Origin of the sequence: Massilia sp. ZL223, from assembly GCF_018119395.1 — a bacterium.
In the GTDB taxonomy this organism is placed as follows: domain Bacteria; phylum Pseudomonadota; class Gammaproteobacteria; order Burkholderiales; family Burkholderiaceae_D; genus Telluria.
Genome location: NZ_JAGPWD010000011.1, coordinates 75,556 through 94,570 on the forward strand (window position 1 = coordinate 75,556; position 19,015 = coordinate 94,570).

Here is a 19,015-nt window from a genome sequence, read left to right on the forward strand (position 1 = left end):
ACGGAGATCAGGGGAGTGCAGCTGGAGGTCGCGTTCATGCAAGACTCAGGCCACCGTGCCCATTACGCGCGCTGGAAAGCTCAGCTTCAAATTGACGCACACGCGTTGCAAACTCATCGTCCGTTTCGAGGAAAGAAGTCGGTATGGCATATCCACCCACAAACCCTCGACCCAAACTGAAGCTTGCCTGGGCCGGAATATAGATCAAGTAGCGCCCCACGCATACGACCTTCATCGAACCGGTCATTTGCTCTGCCTGACGGTTGTCCTCGGCGGCCCTCAGCGAACTAAGGAGTCCGAAGCCAAGCATGACGAACGCCACCGAGATTACTTCGATCCAGCGTCGTTGCCGCTTACTAAGCAAGGCCATCCCCCGCTCCATATGCTTCCGCATTCGTTGCAGGCCGCGCTATGAGGCCCGTGGCTTATGTCGACCAGATAGGCCTACCTCTGAACTTGGCGCGCCGCCGTCCGCCGGGGCCTCAGCATGGCGGACCAACTGCCAGGCGCTTCGACGATGAATCAACCCAGGCTGGCCGGCACCATGGCCGTGCACTTGAGTACGGAACGTTGCGGCAGGGAGCAGGCTACCTGCTGCAAACCAGCGTGTCCCGTCGAGTGCATGACCGTCCTCGCAGCACCACCATCCGCTCGCCGGGCAAGCGGCCCCGGTCTTCGCGACGCTACCAATTGGCGCCTCAATGCTGGCGGCAGGGCTGGCACCAGCGGGAACGGCACCTGCTTCCGGCCCTGGCAGAGCTTGCTCAAGTCCGCAAGGTGACGGGACCCGTTTGTTGCTTCGCTTGTCAGCCAATGTCCACGTCGTGCGGTTTGCGCTCTCGTAGCTCGGCTGCATTCCACGCAAGCGCTGCCACAGGGTCGCCGGAGGCAGCAATAGCGCCTGGGGCACGCGCTGCCCTTTTTTGAGGAACTGCCGCTCGCCGCCAAAAACTCCTGTGCCATGCCCACCTTCAGCACATCTCCACCACCCTGTCTCAGGACATACGTCTCCAGCCAGCACGCTGGTCCCGAGTGCGGCCGAAGCTTCGGCCGCGACGGTGGTCCTGCGCGGTTCGGTCGGGCGAATCCGTATGCTGCTCACGACGCGCTCCCAAAGCGCAGTCATCGCGTCTTCCGATAAGGTCGACTGGACTGGCTTACCGCCATTGACGGGGTTAGCGCCGGATACCAGTTCCAGCGCTAACACGGGGGCGTAAATGTCGTCCTGTTTACCGCGCATTTCCCATCTAAAGGAGTAGCCTGTCGTGAAGTTGGGCTCCCGTATGCGAATGCCGACTTCATCACCGGTCAAGCCGTTAACGATTCGCTTTCCTGCACGCAGATCCGTGGATGCCATGCGCACGAACAAAGGTAGCCGTTCGGCGGATCTTGCGTGGCGCTCCAGGAGGCCGGGTGCCGGGTCGGTGCCGGCCATCGATGAGAGCACGATATTTACATCGGGATGGCCGGGCAAACCCGCGAACATGACCACTTTTTCGGTATCCGCGTCGTCGATGGGATCGGACACGATCGCGTGGTCTATACAGAAACCCCTCTCGCGTGGCAGTTCATTTCCATCGAGCGGCCGAATTTGACGCAGTAGCCGGTCCAGTCTTTCTCCGACATCCAAGGCCATGTAATCGGCACTTGCAATAACACTTAGCCCTTCAAAACGTATCAGACCCTGGACACTGACATCTTCAAGCTCCACCACCTTATTGTTGACGAGCGTCTCTCCCCGGCGGCGGTTGTACACGAATACCTTGCCTTGTGCGCTTCCATTCCTGAAAAATTTCGCCGATTGCAAGTATGGCCTGCCATCTTCACTTCGGGCCGCCGCAAACTCATCTTCAAGATTCTGGATTCTGGCGGCAAAGTCGCCGTCCGACTCTTCACTAACGCTGGACAGGTGAAAACCTCCCGTGTAGCCATGACTGATGTTGACCTGGGCCTCCACTGGGAGATCGACGAGGAAGCGGCCTACACAAATGGTTTTCATCTTTGTACTCATCGTTGCTACCTTCTGCTGATCTTGGAGGATCTGAACCGAATTGGCGAAGCAGGAGACCAGGCCCATCGCAAGGGCTGCCAGACCGCCAATCCATCGAATCCTTCGGCTGCCAAGCCACTTCATTGCATGCCCTGAACAATCTTGACGATCAGGTGCCGTGTCAACAGCAGCATGTCACTATGCGAGTAGCTCTCCTGATGGCGAAATCCCGCTGCCGAGAACACCTGGCGCACATGTGGTTTCGGTCCCGCACCGGACTCCACCGGGACAGTTTCATCCCCGTGACTGTCCTGCGGCCACACCGCGAACCGCAGGCGAAGATCGGTTTCGATAGCGACTTCTCGCATTCCCTCCCGGCTGGCCGCCAGCAACTTAGCCTTCCGGACGTTCGCAGGTGTAATCACCCCGCGGGTGCTGGCCGGAAGGCGCGCCACCCATCGAATGCGAGCATACGTTTTGAGCCCGGCGTCAGCGCCATAGAAAGCGTAGGTATTTGGATGGTAATACGGCGTTCCCGGCTTTGCCGCGTCACGCTCTACGGCAAGGAATCTTGTGTGAAATCTCTCCGCCTGGTCGATCCGCTCCCGAACCAGACGTACGATCCCGCCGGGGCTCTTGGTGTACAGCTTCGCCGGATCGACCAGTCCTGGGTCAATCATGCGAAACCACGATGTCATGTCCCGGTAGAAGTCGTAGGGATTTTCATCCGGGAGGGCAAGCAGATCATGTACTTCATCCTTCTGGTTAACTGCCCGTATTGTTTTAATGTGTAACCAGGGCCTGGGGTACAGATGGTTCGGGAGAAGTTGGAGTATGCCGGGGGCAAGAGCCATCACCGGCGTTGTCTCTGCGGCTGTTTCACCAGCAATCTCAGCAAATGCTGCAGCATTGATGTTGTCCATCAATTGATTGGTGAAGCTTCCGCCTTCAGTGCCGCAGGCGATCCGTCGATACGCAACGGGCGCTCCCAGCGCAGGCATCACCCCGTGAATCACGCCAGCGATGTCCGGGTCTTCGCCGTCGGTCGACTCATGCATTCGCGCGCAGGCGCGTGCTACCAGTCCCCCCATCGAATGGGTTACAAGAATTACCTTTCGACAGTCATGCTTACGCTCGCTCCAAAATTTCTTGATCTGCTCGATCCGCTTCCGGAGCCGCTGGCCGGAGACCTCGCATGATTCGAGCCAGTTATACCCAAAGGCATAAACCGGATACTGGTAAGCCGCGTATTTTTCCAGCTCGGCCTCTGTAATCTTGTCGATGCTGCGGACACCCCAACGATCAGGAGAAACTTGCATGACGCGCTTCCAATACGATCTCACTTCGCGTTTACCGGTCGTGGTGGAGCGTTCATATGTCTTATCGAGGCGCCGCTGGAGCTCGACCAACACAGTCCCATAAGACGCTGCATGTACTTCACCCCAGCCGCGTTCGCGCATCACGTGTTCGTCAAGCAAGGATCCGTGATAGTCAAGGTCACCCTCCGGATCAACTTCCAGAAGACCTGCATTGAGTATGCGCTGTCGCTGAGCGGGATCGCGCTCGGACCAGAGCGTCATTGCGCGATACCCGTCGATCAATCCATTGGGAGGACGCCATGCCGCCTCGCCAGGCTTCACCGTTGACCCTGTCTGCGGTTCCAGGTTTCTGCGAAACCGCAAATTCGACCCCATGATCCCCGGCACAAAGATCACCGGTATCACCTTGCGCGAGCCCACGGTCACCCGCGCCCTCACCTTGAAGGAGGTGGGCGTGGCAACACTGTGCGCCACCAGGCTACCGTCGGATTCGACTCTCGGCTGGTGGAGTGGGCGGGTCGGCTCGCTCATGCCTGACCCGCATCGGGGGGACTGGGGTCGTTCTCCGGGTTGTCGTCCGGTAGAAGGCGGATTTCGACATCGCCCATGGCATAGGTCTGGAGGATGCCGGTGCGTCCTTCGTCGTCCGTCACCCCTTCGATGGTGGTGCCGTTCTCGTGGCGGACGACGTAGCGCCGCCCCTTGGCGGGCATGCCGGTCTGGCGGTCGATCACGATCACTCGCTCGTCGGTCTCGAGTGAGGTCGCCGGCAGCTTCAGCCCGACCGGCGAACCGGCGCCGCCGGTCAGGTAGTCGACCGCTCCCGATTTGATCACGTGCTTGCCACTGCTCTGGTGGGTGATGGTGCCGCCGTCCCAGTCCGTCTGGGTACCTTGCGAGACCACCTTCACCGACGGCGCCTCCAGGTCGATGCCCTTCGCCGCGATCAGGCTGATGCGGCCGGATGACTTGATCTCGATATCGCCCTTGTCGGTCTGCACCACGATGTTGCCGCGCCCCGCGATCAGCCTGAGCCCGAGTTCGTAGGCGAACAGGTTTAATGCCCTGGCGGCGCGCAGGAACAGGCCGCGCCCGGCCGCCACCTCGGTGTCGCCGGCCGAGACCAGGTCGATCTTGTTCCGGGCGCCCAGTGCGATATTGTCTTCACTTGCCAGCATCACGCCGGCCGGCGCCGTCATCGCCGCTATCGACTGGCCGCCCTTGCCGGTCGTCGCCGGGGCCAGGTTCGAGCCTTCATCCCAGCGCCGCAGCTTGTCGACCAGCTCCGCCAGGCGCGGCCTGGCCTGCTCGTATTCGCCGTGGTCGGCCGCCAGCTTGCCCAGTTCTTCCAGTACGCCCTGCATCACTTCGCCGATACCCACCAGGCCGCTGCGCTCGAGCTGGCCGCCTCCATCCCCGGCCTTGCCGCCGGCGCTGATCAGGACGCCCTCCCCGCCGCGTACCGCCACCGACTTGTCGCTGCGCAGCTCCGCGCCCTCGCCGCGCGGGGCCGCCTGGCCGTTGGCGCGCGGTTCGCCCAGCCAGCCCAGATTCAGCTCGGAGGCCGCATGCTCGCTCGCCAGCTGGACGCCGATCTGGCCGGGCGTGTCGTCGAACATCAGCTGGCCGCCGCGCGTGCCGCGCACTTCCTGGCTGCGCATCCCGGACAGATAGCGGTTGCCGGGCAATTCGCCCAGGCGGCTCAGGGCCGGCGGCTGGGAACGCTGGTTGTAGAGCTGGGACAGGATCACGGGCCGGTCAGGGTCGCCGCCGAGGAAGGCGACCAGCACCTCGCTGCCCACCCGCGGCAGGGCGAGCGTCCCGGATTGCTGCTTGCTGCCCGGACCGCTCCCGGCCCAGTTTGAGGCCACCCGCACCCAGGCCGAGTCGGCCGGCGTGTCGGACGCTCCGGCGCCATGCGCTTGCCGATGGTCTTGCGCACGCATGCCGGGAAAGCGGATTTTCACCCTCCCCAACCCATCGCAATGCACTTCCTCGCCCGGCGGACCGGTGACGATGGCGCTTTGGAGCTGCGGATGCGGCAGGTCGAAGCGCGGGTCGAAGGCGGGGACCAGCGGAATGCCGCGCCGGACGGCGTCGAAACTGACGCGCGCCCGCGAGCTCGCCAAGGGGTCGCCCCGCCCGTCGAGCAGCATCTGCGCCCCAGTGTCGCGATAAGGCCCCATCAGGCGGCGCACGCGCGTGGCCACGTCCCCCGGCAGATTGCTCTCGGCTTCGATGCGCAGCGAGGTCACGACGAAATCGCGCTCGGCCGGCGGATGGGCGTCGATTTCCGGGTGGCCGCTCAGGCTGAAGTATTCGCCCGCGCGCAGGTCGCGTACCGTGCCCTCGCCATGGAAGCACTTGGTCTCGAATTCGTGCCGGTTCATGCGCACCTGGCCCAGCCGCCAGTGGTCTTCGACGTCGTTGCCGGCGTGCGGCATCTCGACCACGTAGTCGTCCAGGCTGGCCGCGAGCTCGTTGCCGCTGCGGCCCTGGTCGGCCATGCTGCGCGCGGAGGAGGTCATGAACTGGGTGCCGAGCGGGTTGCGGTAGTCCCAGCTGTGGCGCGTGGTGCTGCCCGGCTGCAGGCGGCGCGCCGCGCACCAGGAAACGATGGTGTCGCGTTCTTCGGTAGCGTCGTCGCGGTGATAGCGCACGCTGCCGGCGCCGCTGCGGGGCAGCGAGTTGGGGTCGGCAAACAGCACCAGCGTATGCGCCGGCACCGCCGCGCGCTCGGGGTCGATCCCATCTTCCTGCTCGCGGCCGGAACGCCCGCGCCCGGAGCGGGCCAGGCCGGGACGGAAATACCAGGCCACCCCGCGCCGCTTGAGCAGGCGGCGCACGAAGGCGGCGTCGGATTCGTTGTGCTGCATGGTCTGCTCGCGCGCCGGGAACTGCCGCATGTCGAACAACGGGTCGAGTTCGTAGTCGAAGGCGCTGGCCATCACGCCGTTGGAGCGGCTCCATTCCTCGAACAGGACCTGGACGATATCGAGCTCGCTCTGGTAGCGGAACACCCGGCTGTTGATGCGCTTTTCCATGATCGCCAGCGCATCGCGGATCACCAGCTGGTAGACGGCCAGGCCGCCGTCGTAGTCGCCGGCCCTCGCCTCGGCCACGATGCCGCACACGCCGCGCAGCTGGCCGCGGTCGGTCACCAGCTGGACTTCGGCGGGAAGCGCGATCAGTTCCTTGAGCGGGAGGCGCGGCGTCGAGGCGACGCAGGTGACCACGTATTCCAGGCCCCCGCACACCGATTCGCAGCCACTGACTCGCTGCGGCAGCAGGACTTCATCGGCGAGGTGGTCGGCATGCCCGAGCCGCAGGCGGATGGGCCGGTGGGCGGTCGTCAGCGACTTCTCGTGCTGTAGCATGCGCAGGAATTCGCTCGCGCTGTCCAAGTGTCTCTCCTGTTGGGGAAAATGGCCCCGCTGTCGCAGCGGAGTAAACATCTTGGCAGAGCAGCAGGATTTACAACTTGCTTCGGATCATGGCGATCCGGCTGAAATTTTGTGAACTTCCCTGTATTGACGTGGTCGGCGCGCGCCGTTTGAGCCCGTTCCGAATCCGCCTCAGAGGCCGGTCAGCCCCTGGAGCCGGGGGATGGCCGCCAGGGCGTTGCGGTGGGTCGCGCGCCTCACCTCGTCGTCGGACAGGCCGCGCAACCCGCCCAGGGTAGCGCCGATGGCGGGCAGCTGCTCCGGGCTGTTGCGGCCCGGATGCACCCAGGCCGGAGGAATGTCCGGGGCGTCGGTTTCCAGGACGATCGCGTCCAGGGGCAGCTCGGCGGCCAGCCGGCGGATCTGCAGCGCCCGGCTAAAGGTCATGGCGCCGCCGAAGCCCAGGTGGAAGCCCAGGTCGATGAAGTTCTGCGCCTGCTGGAAGCTGCCGTTGAAGGCGTGCGCGATGCCGCCCGGCGGCGTGATCTGGCGCAGGTGCTTGAGCACCTGGTCTTGCGAACGCCGCACATGCATCAGGGCCGGCAGGCCGAAGTCGCGCGCGATGCGCAGCTGCTCGCGAAAATAACGTTCCTGCTTCTCGCGCATCGCCGGTTCGCACAGCATCGGGATGAAGAAATCCAGTCCGATCTCGCCCACGCCCACGAATTTGGGATCACCCATGGCTGCTTCGACCGCCGCGCGCAGCGCGGCCAGGTCCTCGTCCTGCGCCTGCGGCACGAAGATCGGATGAATGCCCAGCGCATAGCAGGCGTTCGGAATGCGCGCCGCCAGGCCGGCCACGGTGGCGAAGTTCCCGCGGTCGACCGCCACCAGCACGATCATCGACACCCCTGCTTCCCCGGCCTGGCGCGCGACCCCGACGGCATCGCCGCCGAATTCATGCGCGTCCAGGTGGCAGTGGGTGTCGATCCACATGTTCAGGCCTCCAGCGGCTGCAGGCCGTGCTCGGTCAGGCGCAGCACGCGGTCGCAGCGGCGCGCCAGCTCCATGTCGTGGGTCACGATCACGAAGGCGGTGCCCAGGGTGCGCGACAACTCAAGCATCAGGTCGAAGATGTTCTGGGCCGTGCTGTGGTCCAGGTTGCCGGTCGGTTCGTCGGCCAGCACGCAGGCCGGCTGGGTCACCAGCGCGCGCGCCAGGGCCACGCGCTGGCGCTCGCCGCCCGACAGCTCGCCGGGACGGTGGATGACGCGCTTGCCCAGTCCCACGCGCTCGAGGATGGCCTGGGCCTTCTGCATGGCGCTGTCGCGCTGCTCGCGCCGGATCAGCAGCGGCATCATGACGTTGTCCAGCGCCGAGAATTCCGGCAGCAGGTGGTGGAACTGGTAGACGAAGCCGAGCGAGGTGTTGCGCAGCTCGCCGCGGCGCGCTTCCGACAGGGTTGCGAAATCCTCGCCATGCAGGGTGACGCTGCCGGTGCTCGGGGTATCGAGGCCGCCCAGCAGGTGCAGCAGGGTCGACTTGCCCGAGCCGGACGCGCCGACGATGGCCACGCGCTCGCCGCGGTGCACGGCGAAGTCGATGCGGTCGAGCACCTGCACGGTGTAGTCGCCCTGTTTGAAGGTCTTGCTTAAGGCCCGGCAGGCCAGGACCGGTGCGGACGTGTTACTCATAGCGCAGCGCCTCCGCAGGTTTCACGCGCGCCGCCGAGCGGCTCGGATAGAGCGTGGCGGCGAAGGCCAGCAGCACCGACACGACGCCGATGCGGGCCACGTCCGGCCAGCGCAGCTCGGACGGAACGGTACTGATCAGGTAGATATCTTTCGACAAGAACTGCACTCCCAGCAGGTTTTCAATAAAGGGGACGATGACGTCGATGTTCAGGGCCACCAGCACGCCCAGCAGCACGCCGGCCACGGTGCCGAGCAGCCCGATCACGGCGCCCTGGATCATGAAGATCTTCTGGATCGATGCGGGCGAGGCGCCGAGCGTGCGCAGGATAGCGATATCGGCCTGCTTGTCGGTCACCGTCATCACCAGGCTCGACACCAGGTTGAAGGCGGCCACCGCGATGATCAGGGTCAGCACGATGAACATCATCTTCTTTTCGGTCTGCACGGCCGCGAACCAGTTGGCGTTGAGCTTGGACCAGTCGCGGATCACCACGCCGGCCGGCAAGGTGGTTTTGAGTTCCTCGGCCACCTGGGGCGCGTCGCGCACCTGGGCTATGCGCAGGCGCAGCCCGGCCGGGGCGCGCAGGCGCTCCATGCGCTGCGCATCCTCGATATGCACGAAGGAGAACGAGGCGTCGAAGTCCGGATGGCCGGACTTGAAGATGCCGACCACGGTGAAGGAACGGGTGCGCGGCAGCATGCCCGCCGGCGTGGTCTGGGCATGCGCCATCAGCATGGTGATCTTGTCGCCCACGCCCACGTTCAGCGCGCGCGCCAGCAGGTCGCCCAGCACGATGTTGAACTGCCCCGGCTGCAGCGCCGCGAAGCTGCCCTGGACCACCTGGCGCGCCACGTCCGACACCTTCTCCTCTTCGCCCGGCAGCACGCCGCGGATGGCTGAAGGCCGCATGGCGCCGTCGCGCAGCAGCATGCCCTGGGTCTCGACGAAGGGCGCGGCGCCGCGTACGGCCGGGTGCTGCCCCGCCTTCTGCGCGGCGGCGCGCCAGTCCGGCATGCCGCCTTCCTCGTTGAAGACCTCGACGTGGGCGAGCACCGACAGCATGCGGTCGGTGACGTCCTTCTGGAAGCCGTTCATCACCGACAGCACGATGATCAGGGCCGCGACGCCGAGCGCGATGCCGGTGACCGAAATCAGCGAAATGAAGGAGATGAAGCTGTTGCGCCCGCTGCGCTTGCCGGCGCGCGTATAGCGCAGGCCGACCAGCCATTCGTAGGGCAGTGTCTGGATAAAGCTCATGGTTTCCTGAATATTTGTTGCAGAGCGCAGTTTGCCATAGGCCTCACTCGTAGCGCAGCGCTTCGGCCGGCTTCACGCGCGAGGCCGACCAGCTCGGATAGATCGTCGCCAGGAAGGACAGCAGCACCGCCACCCCGCCGATCCAGCTCACGTCTCCCCAGCGCAGCTCGGACGGAATCGAGTCGATCAGGTAGACCTCCTGCGACAGGAAGCGTACGTTGAAGAGCTGTTCGATGCTTGAAACGATCGCGCCAACGTTGAGCGCCAGCAGGATGCCGGACACCACGCCCAGCGCCGCGCCCAGCAGGCCCACCAGGGTGCCCTGCACCATGAAGATTTTCATGATCGAACCCGGCGAGGCGCCCAGGGTGCGCAGGATGGCGATGTCGGCCTGCTTGTCGCGCACCGTCATGACCAGGGTCGACACCAGGTTGAAGGCGGCCACGGCCACGATCATGGTCAGGATGATGAACATCATGCGCTTTTGCGACTCGACCGCCGCGAACCAGATGTAGTTGACCTTGGTCCAGTCTCGCAGCACCAGGTCGCCCGACATGCTGCGGTGCAGTTCCTCGGCCACCTGCGGGGCCTGGTGCAGGTCCTTCAGGCGCAGGCGGATGCCGGTCGGGGCCGGCGCATCCAGCGCGCCCTCGGCGTCGTTCAGGTGCATGAAGCCGAGCGAGGAATCGAATTCGAAGTGTCCGGCCTCGAAGATCCCGGCCACCACCAGCGCGCGGGTGCGCGGCAGCGCATCGGATGCGGCGCCCGGCATCCCCGGCACACCGTTCGAGGCCAGCAGCAGGGTCACGCGATCGCCCACGCCCACATCCAGCGCCTTCGCCAGCGCGCTGCCCAGCACCACCTTGTAGCTGCCCGGCTGCAGGGCATCGAAGCTGCCCTGGCGCATATGGCGGCTCACGTCCGACACCCTGGCCTCGTCCTGCGGCAGCACGCCGCGCAGCAGCACCGGCTTCATGACTTCGCCGCTCAGCAGCATGGCCTGGGCGTCGAGGAAAGGCGCGGCGGCCGCGACCGCCGGGTTGCGCAGCGCTTCCCGGGTGGAGCTACGCCAGCCGCTCATGGCGCCGTGGACGTCGTAGACCTCGACATGGGACACCACCGACAGCATGCGGTTGGTGACTTCCTTGGTGAAGCCGTTCATCACCGACAGCACCACGATCAGGGCGGCGACGCCGAGCGCAATGCCGGTCACCGAGGCCATCGAGATGAACGAAATGAAGCGGTTGCGCCCGCTTTGCTTGCCGGCGCGGGTGTAGCGCAGGCCGATCTGCCATTCGTAGGGAAACTTGTGGGTGGTGCTCATGAAATCCGGTTCAGGGTCGTCAACCCCGCAGTTTGCCAGACAAACCCCTTACCTGGCATGAATTGTTAAAAGTACCAGATTATACGAGTAACAAGCAGGTGCCGGAAAACCTCCCCGCAGTTCTCGTCCGGGCCCCGTTTGGCCTAAAATAGAGGGATGTCCAAGATCACGCTCGTCCTGCCCTACGCACTGCCCCTCCCCGAATTCGCTCCCGACCTGGTGCGCGCCTTGAACGCCCCCGGGCTGGCCGCCCTGCTCACGCGCACCTCGCAGCACGCGCGCGTGCCGGTGAGCGAGGACGTGCGCGCCCTGCCGCACGAGCAGTGGCTGGCGCGCGCCCTGGGCGCCGGGCAGGACGGCAAGCCTGCCTTCGCCGGCGCGGCCATGCGCGGCTTCGGCCTGGACCCGGCGGACGGCACCTGGTTCATCGTCAACCCGGCCCACATCCAGATTGCGCGCAGCCACCTGATGATGGCCGACCTGCGCCACCTGGCCCTGAGCGAGGACGACAGCCGCGCCCTGTTCGAGGCCGCCCGCCCCCTGTGCGAGGAAGCCGGCCATCCGCTGGTCTACGGCGACGCCCAGACCTGGTTCCTGCGCGCCGACGACTGGGCGGCGCTGGATACCGCCACGCCGGACACGGCGGTCGGCATGGACCTGATCGATTTCATGCCCAAGGGCGAGCGCGCCATCGCCTACCGCCGCCTGCAGAACGAGGTCCAGATGCTGTGGCATGCCCACCCGGTCAACGCCGCGCGCGAGGCGCGCCGCCTGCCGGCCGTGAACGCCTTCTGGCTGTGGGGCGCGGCACAGCCAGCGGCAGCGGACCGGGCCGCGCACCTGACGACCTACGCCGCGCCCGGCTGGCTGGCCGCGCTCGGCGCGCGCCGGCTCGCCGGCCTGCACGAACTCGACGGCGCGCTGCGGGACGACACCATGCTGGTGGCCGGCAACCTGGCCGAGGCGGCCATCGCGGCCGACTGGGGCAGCTGGGTGATGGCCATGCAGCAGCTGGAAGAACAGCTGTTCGCGCCCCTGCTCGCGGCCGTGAAGCAGGGCCGGGTGCGCGAACTGCGCCTGGTCCTGAGCAGCCGTGAAGGCCTCCTTGAATCGACGACTACCGGCATGGCCCAGCGCAGCTTCTGGCGCCGTCCCACATTGGAACGACTGACTTGAGCATCAAGACCCGCATCGCCACCCGTCCCTGCCCCTTCCGTACCTCGGAACTGCTGCGCCAGGGCGGCATCCATCCCGTGCTGGCCCGCATCTACGCGGCGCGCGGGCTGGAAGACCCGCGCGAGCTGGCCAGCGAGCTGGCCGCGCTCTCGCCCCCGAGCGGCCTGAAACACATCGACGCCGCCGCCGTCTTCCTCGCCGACGCGATCGGCGCGGGCAAGAAGATGACCATCGTCGCCGACTACGACTGCGACGGCGCCACCGCCTGCGCCACCGCGCTGCGCGGCCTGCGCGCGATGGGCGCCCGGGTCGACTACATCGTGCCCAACCGCTTCGAGTACGGCTACGGCCTGACGCCCGAGATCGTGGCGCTGACCGCGCGCGAAAAGGCGCCGGACATCATCATCACGGTCGACAACGGCATCGCCAGCATCGACGGCGTCCTGGAGGCAAAAGAGCGCGGCATCGACGTGGTCGTCACCGACCACCACCTGCCGGGCGAGGTGCTGCCGCCGGCTCGCGTGATCGTCAACCCCAACCAGCCCGAGTGCGGCTTCCCCAGCAAGCACCTGGCCGGTGTCGGCGTAGTGTTCTACGTGCTGCTGGCCCTGCGCGCGGAACTGCGCCGGCGCGGCGTGTTCGACGCCCAGACCCAGCCCAAGCTCGACAGCCTGCTCGACCTGGTGGCGCTGGGCACGGTGGCCGACGTGGTCAGGCTGGACGCCAACAACCGCATCCTGGTGGCCCAGGGCATCCGCCGCATGCGCGCGGGCCGCATGCATGCGGGCGTGGCCGCCCTGTTCCGTGTGGCCGGGCGCGAAGCGCGCTGCGCCTCGCCCTTCGACCTGGGCTTCGCGCTGGGTCCGCGCCTGAACGCCGCCGGCCGGCTGGAAGACATGTCGCTGGGGATCGAATGCCTGGTCACCGACGACGAAGGGCGGGCCTGGGCCATCGCCCAGCAGCTCAACGAGATCAACCTCAAGCGCCGCGAGATCGAAGCCGAGATGCAGGATACCGCCCTGCTCCACCTGGACAGCTTCGAGCCCTCCGGCGCAAGCACCATCGCCGTGTTCGACGAAGGCTGGCACCAGGGCGTGATCGGCATCGTCGCCTCGCGCCTGAAGGAAAAATTCTATCGCCCGACCATCACCTTCGCCCCGGCCGGCGAGGGCTGGATCAAGGGCTCCGGACGCTCGATTCCGGGTTTCCACCTGCGCGACGCGCTCGACCTGGTGTCCAAGCGCGTGCCCGGCCTGATCGACAAGTTCGGCGGCCACGCGATGGCGGCCGGCCTGTCGATCCGCGCCGACGCCTTCCCGCACTTTTCGGAAGCCTTCGAGGCCGTAGGGCGCGCCTGGCTCACGGAAGCCCAGCTGGAACGCATCATCGAGACCGACGGCCCGCTGGAAGACGAGTACTACTCGACCCAGTTCATCGAGCTGTGCGACGGCCAGGTCTGGGGCCAGGGCTTCGCGCCGCCGGTGTTCTGCGACGAATTCCGCGTGGTCAGCCAGCGCGTGCTCAAGGAACGCCACCTCAAGCTGCTGCTGGAGAAGAACGGCCGCCGCTACGACGCCATCTGGTTCGGCCACAACGAGAGCCTGCCGGAGCGCGCGCGCGTGGCTTTCCGCCTGGACGCCAACGAATACAACGGCGTGACCAAGGTCCAGCTGCTGGTCGAACACGCGGAACCGGCCTAACCGGATGTTTAATATCGTCCTGAACGTCGCCGGCTCGCTGATGCACCTGTACGTGCTCGCGCGCCTGTACCGCATCGACGCCATTCGCTCCCGCTTCAAGCCGGGCGCCTGGGCCCTGGCCGGGCTGCTGGTCTGGCTCGTCTACCTGGGCGGCGTCCATCTGGGCGACGAGGCCATGGACTGGCGCTGGTGGCCCGGCCAGTTCGCCATGACCTGGCTCGGCATCGTGTTCGTCATGTCGGTGTGCCTGCTCATCGCCGACATCGCCACCGGCTTCGGCACCTGGTGGCGGCCCCATAACCGCAAGCTCACCGCCGGCGCCGCCGTCCTTGGCGCCCTGGTGAGCGGCTTCGCCATCTACCAGGCGGTGCGCACGCCGGTGGTGGTCGAGCACGAGGTGGTCTTGCCGGGCCTGCCGCAACAGCTGGACGGCACCGTGCTGGTGGCGCTCAGCGACATCCACCTGGGCGCCCAGCGCCGCGCCGCGTGGATGGAACAGGTGGTCGAACGCATCAACGCCCAGAACCCGGCCGCCGTGCTGCTGCTGGGCGACCAGGTCGAGGACGAACCGGCCGCCGACCCGCGCCTGGCCGGCGTGCTGCGCGCCATCCGCGCCCCGCGCGGCGTGTGGGCGGTCACGGGCAACCACGAATACTATGGCGACGCCGCCGGCACCATCGCCGAGTTCGAGGCGGGCGGCGTGCACTGGCTGCGCGACCAGCGGGTCGAGCTGCTGCCCGGCCTGCACCTGGCCGGCCTCGACGACATCGGCAGCCGCATGCGCCGCGGCGGCGACATCCTGTCGGGGCTGGACCGGCTCTATCCGGCGCGGGCCGAGGGCGCGGCCATCCTGATGGCCCACATCCCGGCCGCGCCCGTGATCGAGCGCGCGGCAGCGCACGGCATCGGCCTGATGCTGTCCGGGCATACCCACGGCGGCCAGATCTGGCCCTTCAACTATGCGGTGCAGCGCCGCTTTCCGCAGGTGGTGGGCGCCCACCGCATCCAGGACCTGCAGCTGATCATCAGCCGCGGCGCCGGCAGCTGGGGCCCGCGCATGCGCCTCTGGAAACCGGGCGAGATGCTCAAGATTACCCTGCGCGCCCCACGCTAGCGCTGCGGCCTGTAGGTCTCGCCGATCTTCATGACGAAAAAGGCGTCGTCGGCCACGCCCTGCTCGCGGCGCGCGTCGGCGAGGTCGCGCGGCGCCTGGTCGAGTCGCTCCTGGCCCATCGGGAAGGTCCCCCAGTGCATGCCGACGCTGCGCCGCACCCGCAGCTCGCGGTGAATGCGCACCGCCTCGCCGGGGCTGACGTGGGAGTTGCGGTACCACACCGGCTGGTAGGCGCCGATCCCGATCGCCGCCAGGTCGAAACCCTCGAAACGGGCGGCGATGTCCTGGATATCGCGCGAATAGCCCAGGTCGCCCGAAAAGAAGAAGGAAAAGCCCGGCCGCGTGACGGCGTAGGCGCCCCAGAGCGTGGCGTTGCGGTCCCAGGGCGTGCGCGCCGACCAGTGCATCACCGGCAGCAGCTGGATCTCGTGCCCGCGCAGGCTGGTCTTGTCCCACCAGTCCAGGCGCACGATGCGCGAGCGGTCGCCGTCGGTCACGTTCTGTTCCAGCCAGACGTCCACGCCCAGCGGCGCCACCAGCAGCGGCGCTCCGCCCTTCTGCCGGTAGAGGGCGCGCAGCGAGGCCTGCGACAGGTGGTCGTAGTGCGAGTGGCTGATCAGGATCGCGTCGATGCGCGGCAATTGGCTGAGCGCCAGGCCCGGTGGCTGGTGCCGCTTCGGCCCCGCGAAGGACAGCGGCGAGGCGCGTTCCTCGAACACCGGATCGGTCAGGATGTTGAGTCCGTTCCCGGTCTGGAACAGGAAGCTGGCGTGCCCGATCCAGGTCAGCGCCGGCTCCGCGGCATTGGCGTGGATGAAGTCCAGGTCAGGGGCGACCGTCGGGATGGGCGCCAGCGGCAGGCGCTCCGAACCGTCCGAGGTCCAGTTCCTGATGCGCGCCGCCCAGCCCTCCACGAAGCCGGCCTGCGGGCGCCGGTACGCCGGGTTGGACGGATAGTTGTTCACGAAACCGTCGCGCCGGTGATGAGGCTTGGCGTCGTCATAATAGGGATTGACGTTCGCGCAACCGCTGGCGAGGAGTCCGGCGACGAGCGCCGGCACGATCATGGTGGTGCGCATGGGCGGCAAGGATTGGTAAAAAAGCACGAGTATACGTCAGCTCGCGAACCGGGCTTGCCAGCATGTCATATTCCTCCGCACATTTCCTTATTCTGCGTTGTTCAGCGCTATCAATTTCCTGTAGGATAGCGATTTTTTCGCGGGAATATTGAGCTCGGCGACCCCGGCTCGATCGCCTGCGAAGCGGCCCGCACAGCTTGCCGTCAAGCGGCGCCGGTCATGTGAACGTTAGGAATCCTGCTCTACCGGGAAGGTTTCCGCTACTGGAAGAGTATGGAGCGTCACCAGAACCTGCAGTCACGCCGTTACCGCTGGACCGTATTCGCTTGCGCCCTCGCCGTCCTGGTCGTCGCCGGCGCCGAAGCGCTCCGCTGGGCCCACGTGGCCCGCTCCAAGGCCGTCCCGACCCTCCCCAAGGCCGTGTCATCCGGCCGGGTGGCGCTGTCCGAACTCTCGCGCTCCCACATCCCGATGCCGCAGGGCGTCCCCTCGGCCCACGCCAGCGCCCTGACCGCCCTCGCGGGCGACCGCATGCTCGCCTTCTGGTGGGCCGGCAGCCGCGAGAGCGGCCCGGACGTCAAGGTGTATGCGTCGCGCTGGCACAACGGCGGCTGGAGCCCGCCCTGGGAAGTCGCCAGCCGCGCCTCGCTCGGCAAAGCCCTCGGCTTCGGCGTGCGCCGCATCGGCAATCCGGTCGCCTGGACCGACCGCGACGGCCGCATCCACCTCTATGTCGTGGCCACCGGCCTGGGCGGCTGGGCCGCCTCGCGCGTGGCGCACATGATCTCGGCCGACCATGGCGCCAGCTTCGACGTCAAGCGCGTACTGCCGATGTCGCCTCTGTTCAATACCAGTGTGCTGGTGCGCACCAATCCGGTCGGCACCGGCGACGGCGGCTGGTGGCTGCCGGTCTACTTCGAGATCGGCATCAAGTACCCCATGCTGATGGCCTTCGACGCCGAAGGCGACCCGACCTGGCTGGGCCGCATCGGCGAGCGCACCACGGCCCTGCAGCCGGCCATCGTGCCGGTATCGAATACCGAGGTGCGCGCCTGGATGCGCGACGCCAGCGACGAACAGCGCGTCCAGCACGTGACCAGCCGCGACGGCGGCCATAGCTGGGAAGACCAGCCGCCGCTGAACATGGCGAACCACGATACCTCGCTGGCGGTCATCCGCCTGAGCAGCGGGCAGTTCCTGATGCTGCACAACCCGGTCGAAGCGGGGGGCTCCTCGCGCAGCACCTTGCGCCTGTCGATCTCGAACGACAGCCATTCCTGGCGCACCGTCGCCGATGTCGCGCGCGGCCCGGCCGGCGACGAGTTCTCCTACCCGACCATGCAGCAGGTCGGCGACGAGCTGCACGTCACCTATACCCACCAGCGCCAGTCGATCGCCCACCACCGCTACCGCATCTCGCTTGGAGACACAATCTGATGAGCTTGCCCGACCTGACCTGGCAGATGATCTACGGACGGCTGGCCTGGGCCATCGTGCTCGCCACCGTGCTGGTCGTCCTGGCGCCCGGCCCCTGGCGCCGCAGCCGCCGCCTGCCGCTGGCGGCGCTCGGCCTGATTGTGCTGCTGGCCGTCCTGCCGGGCCAGGCCTCGCCGGCGTGGACGCTGGGCCTGGCCTTCCAGTATCCGAGCGGATTGCTTACCGCCTGCTGCCTGCTCAAGCTGCTGGACCGGCGGCGCGGCATGCGCGCCGTGTGCGTCCTCCCGACCGGCCTGGCCGCGCCGCTGGCCATCGCCGGGACCGCGCTCTACCTGGATGCCTTCGGCCTGATTTCGCAAGGTTATTACTACGCGGGCTTCTCCGCCGCCAGCGTGCCGGTCCTGGCGGTGCTGGCGACCATCGCCTGCGCCGCCGCCATCGTGCGCGGCCGCAACCAGCGCCAGGCGCTGCCCCTGCTGGGCGCCTTCCTGCTGTTTTCCCTGCTGCGCCTGCCGACCGGGAACATCTGGGATGCGGTCATCGACCCGCTGCTGTGGGGCTGGGCCGTGATCGCCGTCGCCGCCGCCGGCCTGCGCCGCCTGCGCCGCCGCCCGCTGAACACACAACGCCAGCCGGTCCCTGGCCTGGCCGCCGACCTGCCGGCCCTGCGCGCGGCCGGCATCGACACCTATTCACCGATCAAGGAGCACAGAAGTGGTAACGTCAGCAGCAACTAAGAGGAATTGGCTCACCCATCCGGCCATCGCCACGGGCATCGCCGTCAATGTATTCGTCCTGGGCCTGGCGGTCGCCTGGTCCGGCCCGGACCCGAAGCAGCTGTGGCGCCTGCTGGGCGAGGACGGCATTGTCGAATGGATGCAGTTCCTCTGCTTCACCGTGATCGCCGGCCTGCTCGCCTTCGCGACCGTCGAACGCGCCCGCCAGCCTGGCGCCGGCCGCCTCGAACTCCTGGCCCTGGGCGGCCTGAGCGTGGTGGTGGCGCTCGCGGCGATCGAGGAAATCAGCTGGTTCCAGCGCGTGCTGCAGGTACAGTCGCCGGACTTCTTCCTGCAGAATAACCGCCAGGCCGAAACCAACCTGCACAACCTGGCCGTGGGCAGCGGCAGCCTGCACAAGAACGTCATCCTCAAGCTGATCGTGATCGTGGGCCTGACTCATAACCTGGTCCTCCCGCTGCTGGCGCGCTCGCGCCCGGCCGTGCGCGACTTCGTCGAGCGTTTCGGCCTTTACCTGCCGCCGCTGGCCGCGTCGATCCCCTACCTGGTGCTGGTGATCCTGTCGCACCTGCTGATCGACCACCCGCGCAAGGGCGAGCTGGGCGAAATGTTCGGCGCCGTGCACTACCTGGCGACCGTGTTCGGCGCCTATTTCGTGGGCGTGGCCACCAGGCGCGCACCGCTGTTCGAGAACGCGAACGACGGCCGCCGCTTGAGCACCCTGTTCGCGATGATGCTGGTATTCCTGCTGTTCGTGGCCTGGCTGCTGAGCGCGGGCGTCGGCGCCACCGGCGCATAAACCTT

15 protein-coding genes are annotated in these 19,015 nt (G+C 66.8%); 6 read left to right on the plus strand and 9 right to left on the minus strand.

Translation table 11 applies throughout. The features are described 5' to 3' along the window. Positions 1-34: 34 nt before the first annotated feature. The 8 genes from KBW95_RS09735 to KBW95_RS09770 form a co-directional block, all read right to left on the minus strand. Entirely contained in the window at positions 35-370 is a 336-nt protein-coding gene (locus tag KBW95_RS09735) for a hypothetical protein (protein ID WP_211522668.1), read from the minus strand. 39 nt (positions 371-409) lie between these two features. Continuing rightward, positions 410-2,134, minus strand: coding sequence for a T6SS immunity protein Tli4 family protein (locus tag KBW95_RS09740; protein ID WP_211528123.1), 1,725 nt, complete (start codon positions 2,132-2,134; stop codon positions 410-412). Beyond that, positions 2,131-3,840, minus strand: a complete 1,710-nt coding sequence (locus KBW95_RS09745; RefSeq protein WP_211522666.1) for a triacylglycerol lipase — start codon at positions 3,838-3,840, stop codon at positions 2,131-2,133. The genes KBW95_RS09740 and KBW95_RS09745 overlap by 4 nt, the downstream gene beginning before the upstream one ends. Beyond that, positions 3,837-6,713 carry a type VI secretion system Vgr family protein gene (locus tag KBW95_RS09750; protein WP_211528124.1) on the minus strand — a complete coding sequence of 959 codons (2,877 nt, stop codon included), beginning with the start codon at positions 6,711-6,713 and terminating at the stop codon, positions 3,837-3,839. The genes KBW95_RS09745 and KBW95_RS09750 overlap by 4 nt, the downstream gene beginning before the upstream one ends. A 171-nt stretch (positions 6,714-6,884) precedes the next feature. Then, positions 6,885-7,688, minus strand: coding sequence for a TatD family hydrolase (locus tag KBW95_RS09755; RefSeq protein ID WP_211522664.1), 804 nt, complete (start codon positions 7,686-7,688; stop codon positions 6,885-6,887). Between the two features lie 2 nt (positions 7,689-7,690). Next, positions 7,691-8,386: a lipoprotein-releasing ABC transporter ATP-binding protein LolD gene (lolD, locus tag KBW95_RS09760; RefSeq protein ID WP_211522663.1), complete on the minus strand. Its 696-nt coding sequence runs from the start codon at positions 8,384-8,386 to the stop codon at positions 7,691-7,693. After that, positions 8,379-9,644 carry a lipoprotein-releasing ABC transporter permease subunit gene (locus KBW95_RS09765; protein ID WP_211522662.1) on the minus strand — a complete coding sequence of 422 codons (1,266 nt, stop codon included), beginning with the start codon at positions 9,642-9,644 and terminating at the stop codon, positions 8,379-8,381. Before KBW95_RS09765 ends, lolD begins: the two co-directional genes overlap by 8 nt. A 43-nt stretch (positions 9,645-9,687) precedes the next feature. Then, positions 9,688-10,968, minus strand: coding sequence for a lipoprotein-releasing ABC transporter permease subunit (locus KBW95_RS09770; RefSeq protein WP_211522661.1), 1,281 nt, complete (start codon positions 10,966-10,968; stop codon positions 9,688-9,690). A 156-nt stretch (positions 10,969-11,124) separates the two neighbouring features. Between KBW95_RS09770 and KBW95_RS09775 the strand changes: the two genes are divergently transcribed. The 3 genes from KBW95_RS09775 to KBW95_RS09785 are packed head-to-tail and all read left to right on the plus strand — an operon-like array spanning position 11,125 to position 14,958. Beyond that, complete coding sequence (locus tag KBW95_RS09775) at positions 11,125-12,144, plus strand: hypothetical protein (protein WP_211528125.1); 1,020 nt, start codon at positions 11,125-11,127, stop codon at positions 12,142-12,144. Further along, the gene (recJ, locus tag KBW95_RS09780; RefSeq protein ID WP_211522659.1) at positions 12,141-13,844 is read left to right on the plus strand and encodes a single-stranded-DNA-specific exonuclease RecJ; all 1,704 of its coding nucleotides are present in this window, start codon (positions 12,141-12,143) and stop codon (positions 13,842-13,844) included. The genes KBW95_RS09775 and recJ overlap by 4 nt, the downstream gene beginning before the upstream one ends. A 4-nt stretch (positions 13,845-13,848) precedes the next feature. After that, a complete protein-coding gene (locus KBW95_RS09785; protein ID WP_211522658.1) occupies positions 13,849-14,958 on the plus strand; it encodes a metallophosphoesterase in 1,110 nt (369 codons plus the stop codon). Here KBW95_RS09785 and KBW95_RS09790 read toward each other — a convergent pair. Further along, complete coding sequence (locus KBW95_RS09790) at positions 14,955-16,037, minus strand: MBL fold metallo-hydrolase (RefSeq protein ID WP_211522657.1); 1,083 nt, start codon at positions 16,035-16,037, stop codon at positions 14,955-14,957. The two genes, KBW95_RS09785 and KBW95_RS09790, sit on opposite strands and share 4 nt — an antisense overlap. A gap of 273 nt (positions 16,038-16,310) precedes the next feature. On the opposite strand from KBW95_RS09790, the gene KBW95_RS09795 reads away from it, so the two are divergent. Genes KBW95_RS09795 through KBW95_RS09805 form a run of 3 tightly spaced genes read left to right on the plus strand, consistent with a single transcriptional unit; the run spans position 16,311 to position 19,010 of the window. Next, complete coding sequence (locus KBW95_RS09795; protein ID WP_211528126.1) at positions 16,311-17,474, plus strand: exo-alpha-sialidase; 1,164 nt, start codon at positions 16,311-16,313, stop codon at positions 17,472-17,474. Next, entirely contained in the window at positions 17,474-18,211 is a 738-nt protein-coding gene (locus tag KBW95_RS09800) for a hypothetical protein (protein ID WP_211528127.1), read from the plus strand. Before KBW95_RS09795 ends, KBW95_RS09800 begins: the two co-directional genes overlap by 1 nt. Continuing rightward, positions 18,189-19,010: a hypothetical protein gene (locus KBW95_RS09805; protein WP_373888781.1), complete on the plus strand. Its 822-nt coding sequence runs from the start codon at positions 18,189-18,191 to the stop codon at positions 19,008-19,010. Before KBW95_RS09800 ends, KBW95_RS09805 begins: the two co-directional genes overlap by 23 nt. The last annotated feature ends 5 nt before the right edge of the window (positions 19,011-19,015 follow it).

Bases quoted from the DNA above. Each gene is read 5' to 3' on its own strand.
- KBW95_RS09795 (WP_211528126.1), top strand. From the start codon at position 16,311: ATGGAGCGTCACCAGAACCTGCAGTCACGCCGTTACCGCTGGACCGTA.
- KBW95_RS09745 (WP_211522666.1), bottom strand. From the start codon at position 3,840: ATGAGCGAGCCGACCCGCCCACTCCACCAGCCGAGAGTCGAATCCGAC.
- KBW95_RS09800 (WP_211528127.1), top strand. From the start codon at position 17,474: ATGAGCTTGCCCGACCTGACCTGGCAGATGATCTACGGACGGCTGGCC.
- KBW95_RS09740 (WP_211528123.1), bottom strand. From the start codon at position 2,134: ATGAAGTGGCTTGGCAGCCGAAGGATTCGATGGATTGGCGGTCTGGCA.
- KBW95_RS09785 (WP_211522658.1), top strand. From the start codon at position 13,849: ATGTTTAATATCGTCCTGAACGTCGCCGGCTCGCTGATGCACCTGTAC.
- KBW95_RS09770 (WP_211522661.1), bottom strand. From the start codon at position 10,968: ATGAGCACCACCCACAAGTTTCCCTACGAATGGCAGATCGGCCTGCGC.
- KBW95_RS09735 (WP_211522668.1), bottom strand. From the start codon at position 370: ATGGCCTTGCTTAGTAAGCGGCAACGACGCTGGATCGAAGTAATCTCG.
- KBW95_RS09755 (WP_211522664.1), bottom strand. From the start codon at position 7,688: ATGTGGATCGACACCCACTGCCACCTGGACGCGCATGAATTCGGCGGC.
- KBW95_RS09765 (WP_211522662.1), bottom strand. From the start codon at position 9,644: ATGAGCTTTATCCAGACACTGCCCTACGAATGGCTGGTCGGCCTGCGC.
- lolD (WP_211522663.1), bottom strand. From the start codon at position 8,386: ATGAGTAACACGTCCGCACCGGTCCTGGCCTGCCGGGCCTTAAGCAAG.
- KBW95_RS09790 (WP_211522657.1), bottom strand. From the start codon at position 16,037: ATGCGCACCACCATGATCGTGCCGGCGCTCGTCGCCGGACTCCTCGCC.
- KBW95_RS09775 (WP_211528125.1), top strand. From the start codon at position 11,125: ATGTCCAAGATCACGCTCGTCCTGCCCTACGCACTGCCCCTCCCCGAA.